This is a genomic window from Variovorax sp. PMC12 (assembly GCF_003019815.1).
GTDB lineage: Bacteria > Pseudomonadota > Gammaproteobacteria > Burkholderiales > Burkholderiaceae_C > Variovorax.
Window position 1 is genome coordinate 3,717,369 of sequence record NZ_CP027773.1, and the last position, 14,540, is coordinate 3,731,908.

Here is a 14,540-nt window from a genome sequence, read left to right on the forward strand (position 1 = left end):
GTGTTCCTGAATGGAGAAAGGCCCGGGGTTCCGGGCCTTTCTCATTTGAGGAACGCGTCGTAGGCGGTCTTGAGGATCAGCGCGCTCACCACCACGATGAACACCACCCGCACGAAGCCCGCGCCGTGCTTCAGCGCCACGCGGGTGCCCAGCAGGCTGCCCGCCACGTTGGCGACCGCCATCACCAGCCCGTAGTGCCACCAGACGTGGCCCTTGGCGGCCAGCAATATCAGCGCGGCGGCGTTGGTCAGGGTGTTGATGATCTTGGCCGAGGCCGAGGCGTTGAGGAAGTCATAGCCCATCCAGCGCACGAACAGGAACACCAGGAAGCTGCCGGCGCCCGGGCCGAAGAAGCCGTCGTAGAACCCGATCGACAGGCCGATGGTGCAGGCCGCCAGCGTCTCGGCGCGGCCGCTGAAGCGCGGCGCATGCAGCCGGCCCATGTCCTTGCGCGCCAGCGTGTAGAGCAGCACGCCCAGCAGGATGACCGGCAGCGCGCGGCGCAGGAAGTCGCCCGGAAACAGCGTGACGCCCCAGGCGCCCAGCATCGAGCCGACGAAACCGAGCAGCGCGGCCGGCCACAGGGCGCCCCAGCGCATCTTCACCCGCTGGCTGAACTGCGCGGCGGCGGCGGCCGTGCCCCATATCGACGCACTCTTGTTGGTGCCCAGCAGCGTGGCCGGTGGTGCGCCCGGGAACACGGCAAACAATGCCGGCACCAGGATCAGCCCGCCTCCGCCCACGATCGAATCGACAAAACCCGCGAGCAGCGAGGCGCCCGTCACCACCAGCATTTCCATAGGGGACGGATTCTCTCACCGGGGTAACGCTATCAAAAAAGTAGCAGGAGACGACGGCGCTTCAAGCCGCGCGGGCATAAAAAAGGCGCCGACCAGCGGCGCCTTTCAAACTCAAACACGGCATCTCGTACGGAGCCTTTGAAGCATTTTTTTCTAGTTGCTTGGAAACTGTCTCCTCGGACCCTCGGCAGCACGAGCAGGGCCCGTTCGCGAGTGGCGTGACTTTAGGGCGTGCACCGGCCCAGTGCATTAGGAATTACCCGCTTTGCATTAAGTCGGAAGGTAGATTCGCAAACCAAAGTGTTTCTGCTGGTTAACGATGTGGCACGACTTGTGCACGTCCGGCCACAGCCCAACACTCGAAGAAGAAACGACCATGGCACTGGCATCGCAAGCCTCCATCAACGCGGCGGACACCGCCTGGATGATGACCTCGACCGCGCTGGTGCTGCTGATGACGCTGCCCGGCATCGCGCTCTTCTACGCGGGCATGGTGCGCCGCAAGAACGTGCTGGCCACGATGGCGGCCGTGGTGGCGGTCGCTGCGGCGGTGTCGCTGACGTGGTTCGCCGTGGGCTACTCGCTGGCTTTCACCGAGGGCTGGCCGTGGCTCGGCGGCGCGGGCCGCTTCTGGTTCTCGGGCTTCGAATACCTGAAGGAAGCCGGCCAGGTGGCGGTGAGCCACGTGGCGCCCAACGTGCCGGAGTCGGTCTACGCGATGTTCCAGCTGACCTTCGCGATCATCACCACCGCGCTGGTGCTCGGCGCCTTCGTCGAGCGCATGCGCTTCTCGGCGGTGCTGTGGTTCGCGCTGCTGTGGAGCGTGCTGGTCTATGCGCCGATCGCGCACTGGGTGTGGGAGCCGGGCGGCTGGCTCGCGCAGATGGGCGCGCTCGACTTCGCGGGCGGCTCGGTGGTGCACGTCAACGCCGGCATCGCCGGGCTGGTGTGCGCCTATGCGCTGGGTCCGCGCAAGGGCTACGGGCGCGAGGCCTTCGAGCCCTACAACCTGGCTTTCACCATGATGGGCGCGGGCCTGCTGTGGGTCGGCTGGTTCGGCTTCAATGCGGGCTCGGCGGTGGCGGCCGACGGGCGTGCCGGCCTGGCGATGCTGGTGACGCACATCGCGGCGGCTGCCGGCGCCATGAGCTGGATGCTCGGCGAGTGGATCGTGCGGCGCAGCCCCTCGCTGCTGGGCCTGTGCTCGGGCCTGGTGGCCGGGCTGGTGGCCATCACGCCGGCGGCCGGCTTCGTCACGCCGCTGGCGGCACTGGCCATCGGCGCCATCGCGGGCCTGGCCTGCTACTGGGGCGCCACCGGGCTGAAGCACATGCTGGGTGCGGACGACTCGCTCGACGTGTTCGGCGTGCACGGCATCGGGGGCATCGTGGGCGCACTGCTCACGGGCGTGTTCGCCGACGCGCGCATCTCGGGCGCCACCGGCGACGTGCTGACGCAGGCGATCGCGGTCGGCAGCGTGGCGATCTACAGCGCAACGGGGACGGCGGTGGTGCTTTTCCTGGTGCACGTGCTGGTCGGGCTGCGCGTGGAGGCCGACAGCGAAGTACTGGGCCTCGATCTTGCACAGCACAAGGAACAACTGGGGAGTTGATCCACCGACGGAGGAACCATGCCATCCATGTCCGAAAGCGAACGCATCGCCCTCGCCGCCCGCCTTCACGTGGCGCTGCGGCGAAAGCACGGGCGCGTGACCGACACCGAGTGGATGGCGACCAACGCCGAGTACGCCGCCGAGATCGTGCGCATGACGCGCGCGCACGCGGCCGACACCAAGGACGAGGAGCTCTACCAGCTCGCCACGCGGCTGGAGCAGGCGATGGAGCCGCTGGCGCGCGCGGCCAGGCTGGCGGCGCGGCAGCCCGACGGCCAGCCGCCCACGCCGCCGCCGCGCTATGTGGGCGGGCTGCGCTGAGGCGCCAGCCGGCCCCGGCTCGTCAGCTCACTCCAGCGCTTCGCAGGCCGCGGCAATGCGTGCGCAGGCCTCTTCCAGCTGCGCCATCGACGTCGCATAGGAGATGCGGAAGTACGGCGCCAGCCCGAACACGCTGCCCGGCACCACCGCCACCTCGAAGTCCTGCAGCAGGTAGCGGCAGAAGTCGCTGTCGCTTTGCAGCACGTCGCCGCCGCGGGTGCGCTTGCCGAGCACGCCGGCGCAGCTCGCGAAGGTGTAGAACGCGCCCTCCGGCACGCGGCAGCCCAGGCCCGGCGCGCGGTTGAGCGCGGCCACCACGAAATCGCGGCGCGCCTGGAAGTCGGCGCAGCGCTCCGCCACGATGTCCTGCGGGCCGGTCAGCGCCTCGATGGCCGCGGCTTGGCTGATCGACGACGGGCACGATGTCGTCTGGCTCTGCACCACGGCCATGGCCGCGACCAGCGCGCGCGGACCCGCGCCGTAGCCGACGCGCCAGCCGGTCATGGCATAGGCCTTCGACACGCCGTTGACCGTCAGCGTGCGCTCGCGCAGGCGCGGCTCCACCACCGCCGGCGTCGCGAACGCGAGCCCGTCGTAGAGGATGTGCTCGTAGATGTCGTCCGCCAGCACCCACACCCGCGGATGGCTCAGCAGCACGTCGCACAGCGGCTGGAGTTGCGCCGCGCTGTAGGCCGCGCCGCTCGGGTTCGACGGCGAGTTCAGGAAGATCCAGCGCGTGCGCGGCGTGATCGCGGCTTCCAGCTGCGCGGCGTCGAGCCGGAAGCCGTTGGCCTCGGTGCAGGCCACCGGCACCGGCACGCCGCCGCAGACCTGCACGATGTCGGCGTAGGAGGTCCAGTACGGCGCGGGCAGGATCACCTCGTCGCCCGGGTCCAGGCTGGCCATCATCGCGTTGAAGATGACCTGCTTGGCGCCCGCGCTCACGCTGATCTCGTCGAGCGCGAATTCGAGCGCGTTGTCGCGCCTGAACTTCAGCTGCACCGCCGCCTTCATGGCCGGGCTGCCGTCGAGCACGGTGTAGCGCGTGTCGCCGCGGCCGATGGCGCGCACCGCGGCGTCGCGCACGTTCTGCGGCGTGTCGAAGTCGGGCTCGCCCGCGCCCAGCACGATCACCGGGCGGCCCGCACGCTTGAGCGCGTTGGCATGGTCGGTGATGCGCAGGATCTCCGAGACGCCGATGGCGCGCACGCGCTGCGCCGGCTCGAAGACGCCAGGGGCCGTTGCTGCGATGTCCGTGGTCACTTGGCGTAGGTCTCCAGCGGCTTGTCGTTGGGCTCGGCCATCAGCTGCCTGAGCGTGGCGCTCATGGGCAGGTTCAGGCTGGTGTTCTTCGGCGGAATCGCGGCCACGAACCACTTGGTGTAGATCTTCTCGAGCTCGCCGCTCTTCATCATGCGGCGCAGCGAGTCGTCCACCGCCGCCTTGAAGGCCGGGTCGTCCTTGCGGAACAGCAGCGCGATCGGCTCGGAGCCCAGCGCCTCGCCGACGATGCGGTACGCGGCGGGGTCCTTCGAGTTGGCGATGATGCCGGCCAGCAGGTTGTCGTCGAGCACGAAGGCGTCGGCGCGGCCCGACTCCAGCTGCAGGAAGCTCTCGAGGTGGTCCTTGCCGAGCACGGTCTTGTACGACACGTTGTTCGTGCGCTCGCGCTTGCGCAGCAGCTGCACGGCGGTGGTGCCGGTCGAGGCCGACACGTTGCGGCCCGAAAGCTGGTCGAGCGTGGTGATGCCCGAGTCGACCTTGGTGGCCATGCGCACTTCGCTCACGTAGGTGGTGAGGGCGAAGGCCACCAGCTGCTGGCGCGCCATGTTGTTGGTGGTCGGGCCGCAGCCGATGTCGAGCGTGCCGTTCTGCACCAGCGCAATGGTGTTCTGCGCGGTCACCGCCATGTACTCCCGCCTGGCCTGCGGCGCGATGTCCTTGAGCACGCGCTCGCACAGCTCGACGTGGTAGCCCACGTACTTCTCGCCCGCGCCCAGCATGTAGGCCATGGGCGGCGAGGCTTCGCGCACGCCGAGCACGGCCTTGCCGCTGGCCTTGATCTTGTCGAGCGTGCCGGTGGCGGTCTGCGCGGCGGCGCCGAACGCGAGCGCGAGCAGCGCGACGGCCGCGGCGGTCTTGAAGGGAATGTTCATGGGTCCTGTCTCCTGTGGTTTTGTGATCTGCAAGGCAAAGGCTGCCCCCGGGCAGCGGACAGCCCGTTCGCAAGACATGGCGCAACCGGCTTTGCCGGGCCGCCGATGTCGCCCCCGGAAGGGGGTTGGCGAAACGACACGAAGTGCGCGAAGCCTGGGGGAGAGCCCTACTCTTCGATGTCGAAGGTGACGCCCTGGGCGAGCGGCAGCGCGGTCGAGTAGTTGATGGTGTTGGTGGCGCGGCGCATGTAGGCCTTCCAGCTGTCGGAGCCCGCTTCGCGCCCGCCGCCGGTTTCCTTCTCGCCGCCGAAGGCGCCGCCGATCTCCGCGCCGCTCGGGCCGATGTTGACGTTGGCGATGCCGCAGTCGGAACCGGCGCTCGACATGAAGCGCTCGGCCTCGCGCACGTTCAGGGTGAAGATCGACGACGACAGGCCCGCGCCCACCGCGTTGTGCCATTCGATGGCCTCGTCGAGCGAGCTGTAGCGCACCACGTACAGGATGGGCGCGAAGGTTTCGCGCAGCACCGGGCCGTCATGCGACTTGAGCTCCACCAGCGCGGGACGCACGTAGTAGGCGTCCTGGGTGCCGATGCCTTCCACGCGCTGGCCGCCGTGCACCGTGGCGCCGATCTCGCGGCTTTCGGAGAGCGCCTTCTGCATGCCGTCGAAGGCCGCGCGGTCGATCAGCGGGCCGACCAGCGTGCCGGCCTCGCGCGGATCGCCGACGCGCACGTTGCCGTAGACCCTGGCGAGCTTGGGCACCAGCTTGTCGTAGACGCTGTCGTGCACGAACAGGCGGCGCAGCGTGGTGCAGCGCTGGCCGGCCGTGCCCATGGCCGCGAAGGCGATGCCGCACAGCGTGAGGTCCAGGTCGGCCGAGGGCGTGACGATGGCGGCGTTGTTGCCGCCGAGTTCGAGAATGGCGCGGGCAAAGCGCGCGGCCAGCTTCGGCCCCACCTGGCGGCCCATGGCCGTGGAGCCGGTGGCCGAGAGGATCGGCACCCGGTGGTCGTCGACCAGCACCTCGCCGATGTCGCGCTGGCCCAGCAGCAGGCCCAGCAGGCCTTGCGGCGCGTCGCCGAAGCGCTCGATGGCGCGCTGCGCGATGGCATGCACGGCCAGCGCGGTCAGCGGCGTCTTCTCGGACGGTTTCCACACCACCGAGTCGCCGCACACCAGCGCCAGCGCCGCGTTCCACGACCACACGGCCACCGGAAAGTTGAAGGCCGAGATCACGCCGCACACGCCCAGCGGATGCCAGGTTTCCATCATGCGGTGCTCGGCACGCTCGGTGGCCAGCGTGAGGCCGTAGAGCTGGCGCGAGAGGCCGACCGCGAAGTCGCAGATGTCGATCATTTCCTGCACTTCGCCCGCGCCTTCGGACGGGATCTTGCCGGCCTCGAGCGTGACGAGCAGGCCGAGCTCGCGCTTGGCGGCGCGCAGCTCTTCGCCCAGCAGCCGCACCAGTTCGCCGCGGCGCGGCGCGGGCACGTTGCGCCAGGCCTTGTAGGCCTCGTGCGCGCGGCCGATGGCGTCGGCGGCCTCGGCCGGCGTGGTCTGCGGCACCTGCGCGACCACCTCGCCCGTCACCGGCGAGCGCACCGTCAGCGTGCCGCCGGTGTACGCATCGCGCGGCACGCCCAGGCGCTGCAGCAGTTGTTCGACTTCGGTGGCGACGGACGCCTGGGAGGTGGGGGTGTGGTCTTCGGACATGGACGCGCTCCGGGGAGGAGGAGAAGGAAGGAAGGCAGGAAGGCGGTACGGAGAGGACGGAACCCGGCCAATATCAGCGAACTGCGCGCGATTGGCTAGTGAAAATATGGAAGGACCTGATGCGTTTCAGGAATGAACTGCGCCCGAGGTCCTGCATGAAAAGGCCGATCGACGAAGAAGGGACCGGCTTGCCGTGCAAGGCAAGCCCGCATCCATGCGCTGAATTGACGACGTGGCTCTCGGGCTGCGCGCCTACGCACAAGGCGCCAGGCCGCATCGAAGATGCGCCACCCCCACTCGCCCGATGCGCCATGAAGACGATCCTCTCCCTCTACGCCGCGCTCCACGCGCTGACGGCGTTCGCGTTCGCCGCGGCGGCCGTGGTGTTGATCGCGGTCGCGGGGCACGCGGGCTTTGCCGCCGTCATGCAGGGCATAGACATCTCGACGGCCGAAGCGGTGATCGAGGCGGTCGGCCTGCTGGCGGCCGCGGTCGTGGCGCTGCAGATCTCCCAGACCGTGCTCGAAGAAGAGGTGGTGCGCGACGCCCACATCGGCGCCCCGACGCGGGTGCGCCGGTTCCTGTCGCGGTTCATGGTGGTGATCGTGGTGGCCGTGGCGGTCGAGGGCCTGGTCGCGATCTTCAAGGCCCGCGAGACGCCCGAACTCATGCTGTACGGCGCCGCCCTGCTGAGCGCGGTGGGCCTGCTGATGGCGGGCTGGGGCGTGTTCATTCGCCTGAACCGCTACGCGGAAGAACTGGAACCCGAAGCGATGCAGGAAGCCAAGAGCGAAGACATCAAGCTGAAGGATTGAGCATGCCTTTTCCGAGCTTTCTCAAGCCCGCCCTGGCCGCGCTGAGCGTGGCCCTGCCGCTCGCGGCCGTCGCCGCGGACCGCAACCCGCTCGTGGCCGAGCGCTGGAAGACGCGCCCGGTGGTCGTGGTGGTTCCGGCGGAAGGTGACGCGCTGCTGCGCAAGGTCGAGTCCGCCCTGCGCCAGACGGCCACGCGCGAGGCCTTCATCGACCGCGAGATGGTGCTCTACACGGTGGTCGCGGGCCAGGGCCGCCGCAACGCGCAGCCCCTCGACGCGGCGCAGACCCGCGCGCTGCTGGCCGCGCTGAAGCTCGATGCGGCAGGCCCGCCCACCTTCGTGCTGGTCGGCAAGGACGGCGGCGTGAAGATGACCGAAGGGCCCGACGTCGACCTGCAGGCGGTGTTCGCGGAGATCGACAGGATGCCGATGCGTCGGCGCTGAAGGCTCAGGCCTTGCCCGGCCCGGGTGCTTCCGGCAGCTCGATCTTCTGCCCCGCCGGCGAACTCGCCAGGCTCTGCGCCGGCCGCCTCAGCGTCGCGTCGAACGGGTTGATCTTCGGCCCGATCGCGGCGGCCTCGCGCTTGAGCAGCTCGACCACCGTCGGCATGCGGTCGGCATTGAGCCGGTCGGCGATGGTGCCCACGCTCAGCGCGGCCACCGCGCGGCCTTCGCGGTCGAGGATGGGCACCGCCACGCCGGCCATGCCTTCCAGAAGCCCGGTGTTGCGACCCGCATAGCCCTGCTGCCGCACGCGCTCGATCTCGGTGCGCAGGTAGACCTCGTCGTACACGCCGTACTCGCGCACCCGCGACAGGTTGAAGCGGATCACCTCCTCGCGCTCGGCCTCCGGCAGGAACGCGAGGATCGCCAGCGCGCCCTGCCCCACGCCCAGCGCGATGCGCCCGCCGATGTCGCCGGTGAAGGAGCGGATGGGAAACGGGCCTTCGCTGCGGTCCAGGCACACCGCGTCGAAGCCGCTGCGCGCCAGCAGGAAGATGCTGTCGCCCAGGCTCGCGCACAGCCGCAGCAGCACCGGCCGGCAGATGGAGCGCAGGTCGCCGGGGTTGCCCGCGCTCGCGGCCAGCGCGAAGAAATCGATGCTGAGCCGGTAGAGCTTGCTGCGCTCGTCCTGCTCGACCATGCCCTCGGCCATGAGTGACTGCAGCAAACGGTGCGTGGTGGCCTGGGTGAGGCCCACGGAACGTGCGATCTGGGTCACGCGCCCGCCTTCGGCCTGCACCGCGCCGAGCGCGCGGATCACCGAGAAGACGCGCGGCACGCCGCCGCTGGCAGCCGATGGGGTTTCCATACCTTCCTCCTTTGGAATTTCAATGATGCCTTGTCCGCATGATATTCCATTGAACGGAATAAATTGAAGAAAGATTCTGATTAATGGAATACCCGAGGCGATCTGGCGCAATCGTTGCAATAGAGTGAACTGAAAGACGCAAGCTGTCCATGGCGTGCACCAAGCTGGAACAAGCTGCCCGCAGCCATCTTTTAGCCACCGCAGAAAGGCCCGATCCATGTCATTCCTCAGGCTCACCGACGTGACCAAGTTCTATGGCGCCACCCGCGCGGTGTCGGCCATGAACCTGGCGGTGGAAAAGGGCGAGTTCGTCTCGCTGCTCGGCCCTTCGGGCTGCGGCAAGACCACCACGCTGCAGATGATTGCGGGCTTCGAGGCCGTGAGCAGCGGCCGCATCGAGCTCGCGGGCAAGGACATCACGCACGCCAAGGCCAACACGCGCGGCCTGGGCATCGTGTTCCAGACCTACGCCCTGTTCCCGCACATGACGGTGGCCGACAACGTGAGCTTCGGCCTGGAGATGCGCAAGATGCCCAAGGCCGAGCGCGCCGAGCGGGTGAAGCAGGCGCTGGCGCTGGTGCACCTGCAGGCGCACGCCGGGCGCTATCCGCGCGAGTTGTCGGGCGGCCAGCGGCAGCGCGTGGCGCTGGCGCGCGCGCTCGTCATCGAGCCGCCGGTGCTGCTGCTCGACGAGCCGCTGTCCAACCTCGACGCCAAGCTGCGCGAGGAAATGCAGTTCGAGCTGCGCCAGATCCAGCGCAAGGTCGGCACCACCACGGTGATGGTCACGCACGACCAGAGCGAGGCCATGTCCATCAGCGACCGCGTGGTGGTGATGGAAGGCGGCCGCGCCACGCAGATCGACCATCCGCAGCGGGTGTACGAGCATCCGAGCACGCGCTTCATCTCCACCTTCGTGGGCAAGGCCAACCTGCTCGACTGCCGCGTGTCGAGCAGCAGCGCCACGCGCACCTGCGTGGAGGTCGGCGCGCTCTCGCTCGACGTGGACGACACCGGCTTCGGCATGGACGCCGCCGCGCTGCTGAGCGTGCGGCCCGAGAAGCTGCAGCTGGTGCCGCCGGGCCAAGGCCGCCTCGACGGCGAGGTGCAGGAGCGCTTCTTCCTCGGCAGCCAGTGGCTCTACCGCATCGCCACGCCGGTCGGCGACCTCACGGTGCTGAGCCCCAACGACGGGCGCAACGCGCTGGACGAAGGCGCCCGCACCGGCATCGACTGGCCGGCGCACTGCATGCGGCTGCTGCCGGCCGAAGAAAGGGCTGTCGCAGCATGAGCGCCTCGAAGAGCAAGGCCACCCCGTGGTGGCTCTCCGGCCCGGCGCTGCTGCTGTTCACCGCGCTGCTGCTGGTGCCGCTCGCGCTCACTGCCGTGCTGTCGTTCAACGTGTACGACCCGGCCACCGGCCCCAAGTCGGGCGAGTTCACGCTCGCGCACTACGCGCTGGTGTTCTCCGATTCGTACTACCTCGGCATCTTCTGGCGCACCTTCTGGGTCTCGGCGCTGGTCACGGTGATCTGCGTGGTGGTCGGCGCGCCCGAGGCCTATGTGCTCAGCCGCATGCGCAACCCGTGGCGCTCGGTGCTGCTGCTGGTGGTGCTGGCGCCGCTGCTGGTGTCGGTGGTAGTGCGGGCCTTCGGCTGGAGCATGCTGCTGGGCCCCGAGGGCGCGGTGAACGGGCTGCTGGGCCTCGTCGGCATCGGGCCGGTGAAGATCCTCTACACCAACGCGGCCGTGATCATCGCGCTGGTGCACGTGATGCTGCCCTTCATGGTGATCCCGGTGTGGACATCGCTGCAGAAGCTGGACCCAGGCGTGGAGAACGCGGCGCTGTCGCTCAACGCCACGCCCTTCACCACGCTGCGGCGCATCGTGCTGCCGCAGGTGATGCCCGGCATTCTTTCCGGCAGCCTGATCGTGTTCGGCCTGGCCGCGAGCTCGTTCGCCATTCCGGGGCTGCTGGGCGGGCGGCGGCTGAAGATGGTCGCGACCATCGTGTACGACGAATACCTGAGCGAGCTCAACTGGCCGCTGGGTGCTGCCGTGGCACTCGTGTTGCTGGTGGCTAACCTGGTGGTGATGCTCAGCTACAACCGCCTCGTAGAAGGCCGCTACAAGAAAGCGCTGGGCTGAAGCGATGAACAAAAACGGCCCCATCGCCCTCGCGTTCAACGCGCTCGTCATCGTCTTCATGCTCGCGCCGCTGGTAGTGGTGTGCATCGTGGCGTTCACGCCCGAGAACACGCTGACCATCCCGACCACGCGCTTCTCGCTGCGCTGGTTCGAGGCGGTGTTCGCGCACCCCGACTTCATGCAGTCGTTCTGGAACAGCCTGTGGCTGGCACTCGGCTCGGCCACCATCGCGACGCTGCTCGCGGTGCCGGCGGGCATGGCGATCACGCGCTACGAGTTTCCGGGGCGCGATTTCCTCAACGGCCTGTTCCTGTCGCCGCTGATCGTGCCGCACCTGGTGCTGGGCGTGGCGCTGCTGCGGCTGTTCGCGCTGGTCGGCGGCACCGGCAGCTTCGGCTGGCTGGTGATGGCGCATGCGCTCATCGTCACGCCCTACACGCTGCGGCTGGTGGTGGCGGCGCTGGTGGGCTTCGACCGCAGCGCAGAGCAGGCCGCGCTGTCGCTGGGCGCGAGCCAGGCCACGGTGTTCCGCCGCATCACGCTGCCGATGATCCTGCCAGGCGTCACCGGCGGCTGGATGCTGGCCTTCATCAACAGCTTCGACGAAGTGACGATGTCGATCTTCGTCACCGCGCCAAGCACGGTGACGCTGCCGGTGCGCATGTACATGTATGCCACCGAGTCGATCGATCCGCTGATGGCGGCGGTGTCAGCGCTGATGGTGGCGGTGACGGCTTTCGCGATGGTGCTGCTGGACCGGATCTACGGCCTGGACCGCGTGCTGGTGGGGCGCAGATAGATGACGACGACTCCAACCGCCCTGCTTCACCGCGTGGCCGAAACCACCGGCCGCGAGGCCGTGCACTTCACGCTCGACGGCGATCCCGCCAGCGCGCTGGCCGGCGACACCGTGCTGACCGCCGTGCTCACCCAAAGCGCCCAGCTGCGCCGCAACGAATTCAGCGGGCTGCCGCGCGCGGGCTTCTGCATGATGGGCGCCTGCCAGGACTGCTGGATCTCCACCGGCGAAGGCGAGCGGCTGCGCGCCTGCTCGACCTTCATCGCGCCCGGCATGGCGCTCGTCACCGGAAAGAACGGCGCATGACGACGACAACAGGCGAACTCCGACCCGCGATCGTCGGCGCCGGCCCGGCCGGCGTGCGCGCGGCGCAGACGCTGGTGGCGCACGGCCTGCGGCCGGTGGTGATCGACGAGGCGCCGCGCGCCGGCGGGCAGATCTACCGCCGCCCGCCCGCGGGCCTCGCGCAGCGAACCGCCAGAACGCTCTACGGCTTCGAGTCGAAGCGTGCCGACGCGCTGCACCAGGCCTTCGACGCACTGCGGGGCCGCATCGACCACCGCCCCGACAGCCTGGTGTGGAACGCGCAGGACCACCAGCTCGACGTGCTGCACAACCCGACGCGCGGCACGAGCCGTGTGCCCTACAGCCATCTGATCGTGGCGACGGGCGCCACCGACCGCGTGCTGCCGGTGCCGGGCTGGACGCTGCCGGGCGTGTACACGCTGGGCGGCGCGCAGGTCGCGCTCAAGTTCCAGGGCTGCGCCATCGGCCGGCGCGTGGTGTTCATGGGCACCGGGCCGCTGCTGTACCTGGTGGCGTACCAGTATGCGAAGGCCGGCGTGCAGGTGGCGGCGGTGCTGGACACCGCGCGCCTGGCCGACCAGCTCGCCGCCACGCCCGCGATGCTGTCGCAGCCGGCGGTGTTCGCCAAGGGCGTGTACTACGTCGGCTGGCTGCGCGCGCACGGCATTGCGCTGCACGGCGGCGTGCGGCCGCTGCGCGTGCTGGGCGACGAGGCGCAGGGCTGCGTCACCGGCGTGGCCTGGCAGGACGGCAACGAAGAGCGCACGCTGGCCTGCGATGCCGTCGGCTTCGGCTACGCGCTGCGCTCCGAAACTCAACTGGCCGACCTGCTCGGCTGCCGCTTCGACTACGCGCCGCTGCACCGGGCACACCTGCCGGTGCGCGACGCGGCGGGCCGCGCGAGCGTCGAGGGCGTGTACCTGGCCGGCGACGGCGCCGGCATCATGGGCGCGGACGCGGCCGAGTGGGCCGGCGAACGCGCGGCGCTGGCGCTGCTTTCGGACAACGGCGTGGCGGTCGACACCGCGCGCGCCGCCGAACTCGAACGCAGGCTCGACCGGATCACCGGCTTTCGCCACGGCCTGGAGCGCGCCTTCCCCGTGCCCGATGACTGGGCCGCGCATGCGCCCGACGAGCTCGTGGTCTGCCGCTGCGAGAACGTCACGGCCGGCAGCCTGCGCCGGACGATCGCCGATGCCGGCGCCAGCGAGATGAACCGCCTGAAGGCCCTGTCGCGCGTCGGCATGGGCCGCTGCCAGGGCCGCATGTGCGGCGTGGCCGCGGCCGAGATCCTCGCGCATGCCACGCAGCAGCCGCTGCAGCAGGTCGGACGGCTGCGCGGCCAGGCGCCGATCAAGCCGATCCCGATCCGGCTCGTGCCCGCGGAAGGGGCCGGCGCATGAGCGGCATCAGGAAACTGCAGACCGAGGTCGCCATCGTCGGCGGCGGCATCGTCGGTTCTTCCGCCGCGCTGGCGTTGCGGCGCATGGGCGTCGACGTGGTGCTGCTGGAGCGCGACTTCTGCGGTTCGCGCTCCAGCGGCGTGAACTTCGGCGGCGTGCGGCGCCAGGGCCGGCCGCTGAGCCAGCTTCCGCTGGCGCAGCGCGCGCACCGCATCTGGGGCCGGCTGCCCGAACTGCTGGGCACCGACGGCGAATACGTGCGTTCGGGCCATTTCAAGATCGCGCGCAGCGAGGCCGACATGGCGTCGCTGGAGCGCTACCGCGCACTCAGCAGCGACTTCGACCTGGGCCTGGAACTGATCTCCGCCGCGCGGCTGCGCGCCGAATGCCCCTGGCTCGGCACACGCGCCGTGGGCGGCTCGCTGTGCATCGAGGACGGGCAGGCCAACCCGCGGCTGGTGTCGCCGGCCTTCGCGCTCGCTGCGCGACGCGCGGGCGCGCAGGTCTTCGAGCGCCACCAGGTCGACGAGGTGGCGCACGACGGCGCGCTGTTCACGGTGCGCTCGGGCAACGAGCTCGAAGTGCGCGCGCCGGTGCTGCTCAACTGCGCGGGCGCCTGGGCTGGCGCCATCGCCAGCCAGTTCGGCGAGACGCCGCCGATGCGCTCCCGCAGCCCGCTGATGGCGGTGACCGAGCCGTTGCCGCGCTTCATGGCGTGGAGCCTCGGCGTGGAGGGCGGCGGCATCTACTGCCGGCAGGTGGAGCGCGGCAACCTCGTGCTCGGCGGCGGCACCGGCATCACGCTCGATGCCGACCGCGCACGCGCCGAGCGCGACGGCATCGCCACGCTCGCGATGCAGGCGGTGGAACTGCTGCCCGCGCTGCGCCATGCGCACATCATCCGCACCTGGGGCGGCACCGAGGGCTACCTGCCCGACCGCGAACCGGTGCTGGGGCCCAGCCGCACCACGCCCGGCCTGTTCCACGGCTTCGGCTTCGCGGGCGCGGGCTTCCAGATCGGCCCGGCCGCCGGCGAGGTGCTGGCCGAGCTGGCGCGCGACGGACGCAGCGACACGCCCATCGACGCCTTCGCCATCGAGCGCTTCGACGAACAACCCGTTTCTTCACTTGTCCCCACCTGAACCTGATTGGAG

The 14,540-nt window shown here is 69.8% G+C and carries 15 protein-coding genes; 10 read left to right on the top strand and 5 right to left on the bottom strand.

What is annotated here, in order from left to right; genetic code table 11:
* Positions 1-41: 41 nt before the first annotated feature.
* Entirely contained in the window at positions 42-800 is a 759-nt protein-coding gene (locus C4F17_RS17170) for a TSUP family transporter (protein WP_106936042.1), read from the bottom strand.
* Between the two features lie 376 nt (positions 801-1,176).
* Here C4F17_RS17170 and C4F17_RS17175 point away from each other — a divergent pair, with 376 nt between their 5' ends.
* Together C4F17_RS17175 and C4F17_RS17180 are read left to right on the top strand one after the other, a co-directional pair.
* Complete coding sequence (locus C4F17_RS17175; RefSeq protein WP_081270783.1) at positions 1,177-2,412, top strand: ammonium transporter; 1,236 nt, start codon at positions 1,177-1,179, stop codon at positions 2,410-2,412.
* Between the two features lie 18 nt (positions 2,413-2,430).
* A complete protein-coding gene (locus tag C4F17_RS17180) occupies positions 2,431-2,733 on the top strand; it encodes a hypothetical protein (RefSeq protein WP_106936043.1) in 303 nt (100 codons plus the stop codon).
* 27 nt (positions 2,734-2,760) lie between these two features.
* On the opposite strand, the gene C4F17_RS17185 is transcribed toward C4F17_RS17180, so the two are convergent.
* The 3 genes from C4F17_RS17185 to amaB all read right to left on the bottom strand — a co-directional run bounded on the left by C4F17_RS17185 (position 2,761) and on the right by amaB (position 6,604).
* Positions 2,761-3,996 (bottom strand): pyridoxal phosphate-dependent aminotransferase, encoded by a 1,236-nt coding sequence (locus C4F17_RS17185; protein ID WP_106936044.1) that lies wholly within the window; start codon positions 3,994-3,996, stop codon positions 2,761-2,763.
* On the bottom strand, positions 3,993-4,889 hold the full coding sequence (locus tag C4F17_RS17190) for an amino acid ABC transporter substrate-binding protein (protein WP_106936045.1): 897 nt from the start codon (positions 4,887-4,889) through the stop codon (positions 3,993-3,995). Before C4F17_RS17190 ends, C4F17_RS17185 begins: the two co-directional genes overlap by 4 nt.
* Positions 4,890-5,056: 167 nt before the next feature.
* On the bottom strand, positions 5,057-6,604 hold the full coding sequence (amaB, locus tag C4F17_RS17195; protein ID WP_106936046.1) for an L-piperidine-6-carboxylate dehydrogenase: 1,548 nt from the start codon (positions 6,602-6,604) through the stop codon (positions 5,057-5,059).
* Between the two features lie 311 nt (positions 6,605-6,915).
* Here amaB and C4F17_RS17200 point away from each other — a divergent pair, with 311 nt between their 5' ends.
* Positions 6,916-7,419, top strand: coding sequence for a hypothetical protein (locus tag C4F17_RS17200; protein WP_081266960.1), 504 nt, complete (start codon positions 6,916-6,918; stop codon positions 7,417-7,419).
* A 2-nt stretch (positions 7,420-7,421) separates the two neighbouring features.
* Complete coding sequence (locus C4F17_RS17205) at positions 7,422-7,862, top strand: DUF4174 domain-containing protein (RefSeq protein WP_106936047.1); 441 nt, start codon at positions 7,422-7,424, stop codon at positions 7,860-7,862.
* A gap of 4 nt (positions 7,863-7,866) precedes the next feature.
* Here the strand turns inward: C4F17_RS17205 and C4F17_RS17210 are convergent, their stop codons facing one another.
* Positions 7,867-8,730: an IclR family transcriptional regulator gene (locus C4F17_RS17210; RefSeq protein ID WP_081266962.1), complete on the bottom strand. Its 864-nt coding sequence runs from the start codon at positions 8,728-8,730 to the stop codon at positions 7,867-7,869.
* 217 nt (positions 8,731-8,947) lie between these two features.
* On the opposite strand from C4F17_RS17210, the gene C4F17_RS17215 reads away from it, so the two are divergent.
* Genes C4F17_RS17215 through C4F17_RS17240 form a run of 6 tightly spaced genes read left to right on the top strand, consistent with a single transcriptional unit; the run spans position 8,948 to position 14,528 of the window.
* A complete protein-coding gene (locus C4F17_RS17215; protein ID WP_106936048.1) occupies positions 8,948-10,021 on the top strand; it encodes an ABC transporter ATP-binding protein in 1,074 nt (357 codons plus the stop codon).
* Entirely contained in the window at positions 10,018-10,878 is an 861-nt protein-coding gene (locus C4F17_RS17220; RefSeq protein WP_081266964.1) for an ABC transporter permease, read from the top strand. Before C4F17_RS17215 ends, C4F17_RS17220 begins: the two co-directional genes overlap by 4 nt.
* Positions 10,879-10,882: 4 nt before the next feature.
* Positions 10,883-11,677 carry an ABC transporter permease gene (locus C4F17_RS17225; protein WP_106936049.1) on the top strand — a complete coding sequence of 265 codons (795 nt, stop codon included), beginning with the start codon at positions 10,883-10,885 and terminating at the stop codon, positions 11,675-11,677.
* Positions 11,678-11,983 (top strand): (2Fe-2S)-binding protein, encoded by a 306-nt coding sequence (locus tag C4F17_RS17230; protein ID WP_106936050.1) that lies wholly within the window; start codon positions 11,678-11,680, stop codon positions 11,981-11,983.
* On the top strand, positions 11,980-13,386 hold the full coding sequence (locus C4F17_RS17235; RefSeq protein WP_106936051.1) for an NAD(P)/FAD-dependent oxidoreductase: 1,407 nt from the start codon (positions 11,980-11,982) through the stop codon (positions 13,384-13,386). Before C4F17_RS17230 ends, C4F17_RS17235 begins: the two co-directional genes overlap by 4 nt.
* The gene (locus tag C4F17_RS17240) at positions 13,383-14,528 is read left to right on the top strand and encodes an NAD(P)/FAD-dependent oxidoreductase (protein WP_106936052.1); all 1,146 of its coding nucleotides are present in this window, start codon (positions 13,383-13,385) and stop codon (positions 14,526-14,528) included. The genes C4F17_RS17235 and C4F17_RS17240 overlap by 4 nt, the downstream gene beginning before the upstream one ends.
* Positions 14,529-14,540 lie beyond the last annotated feature (12 nt).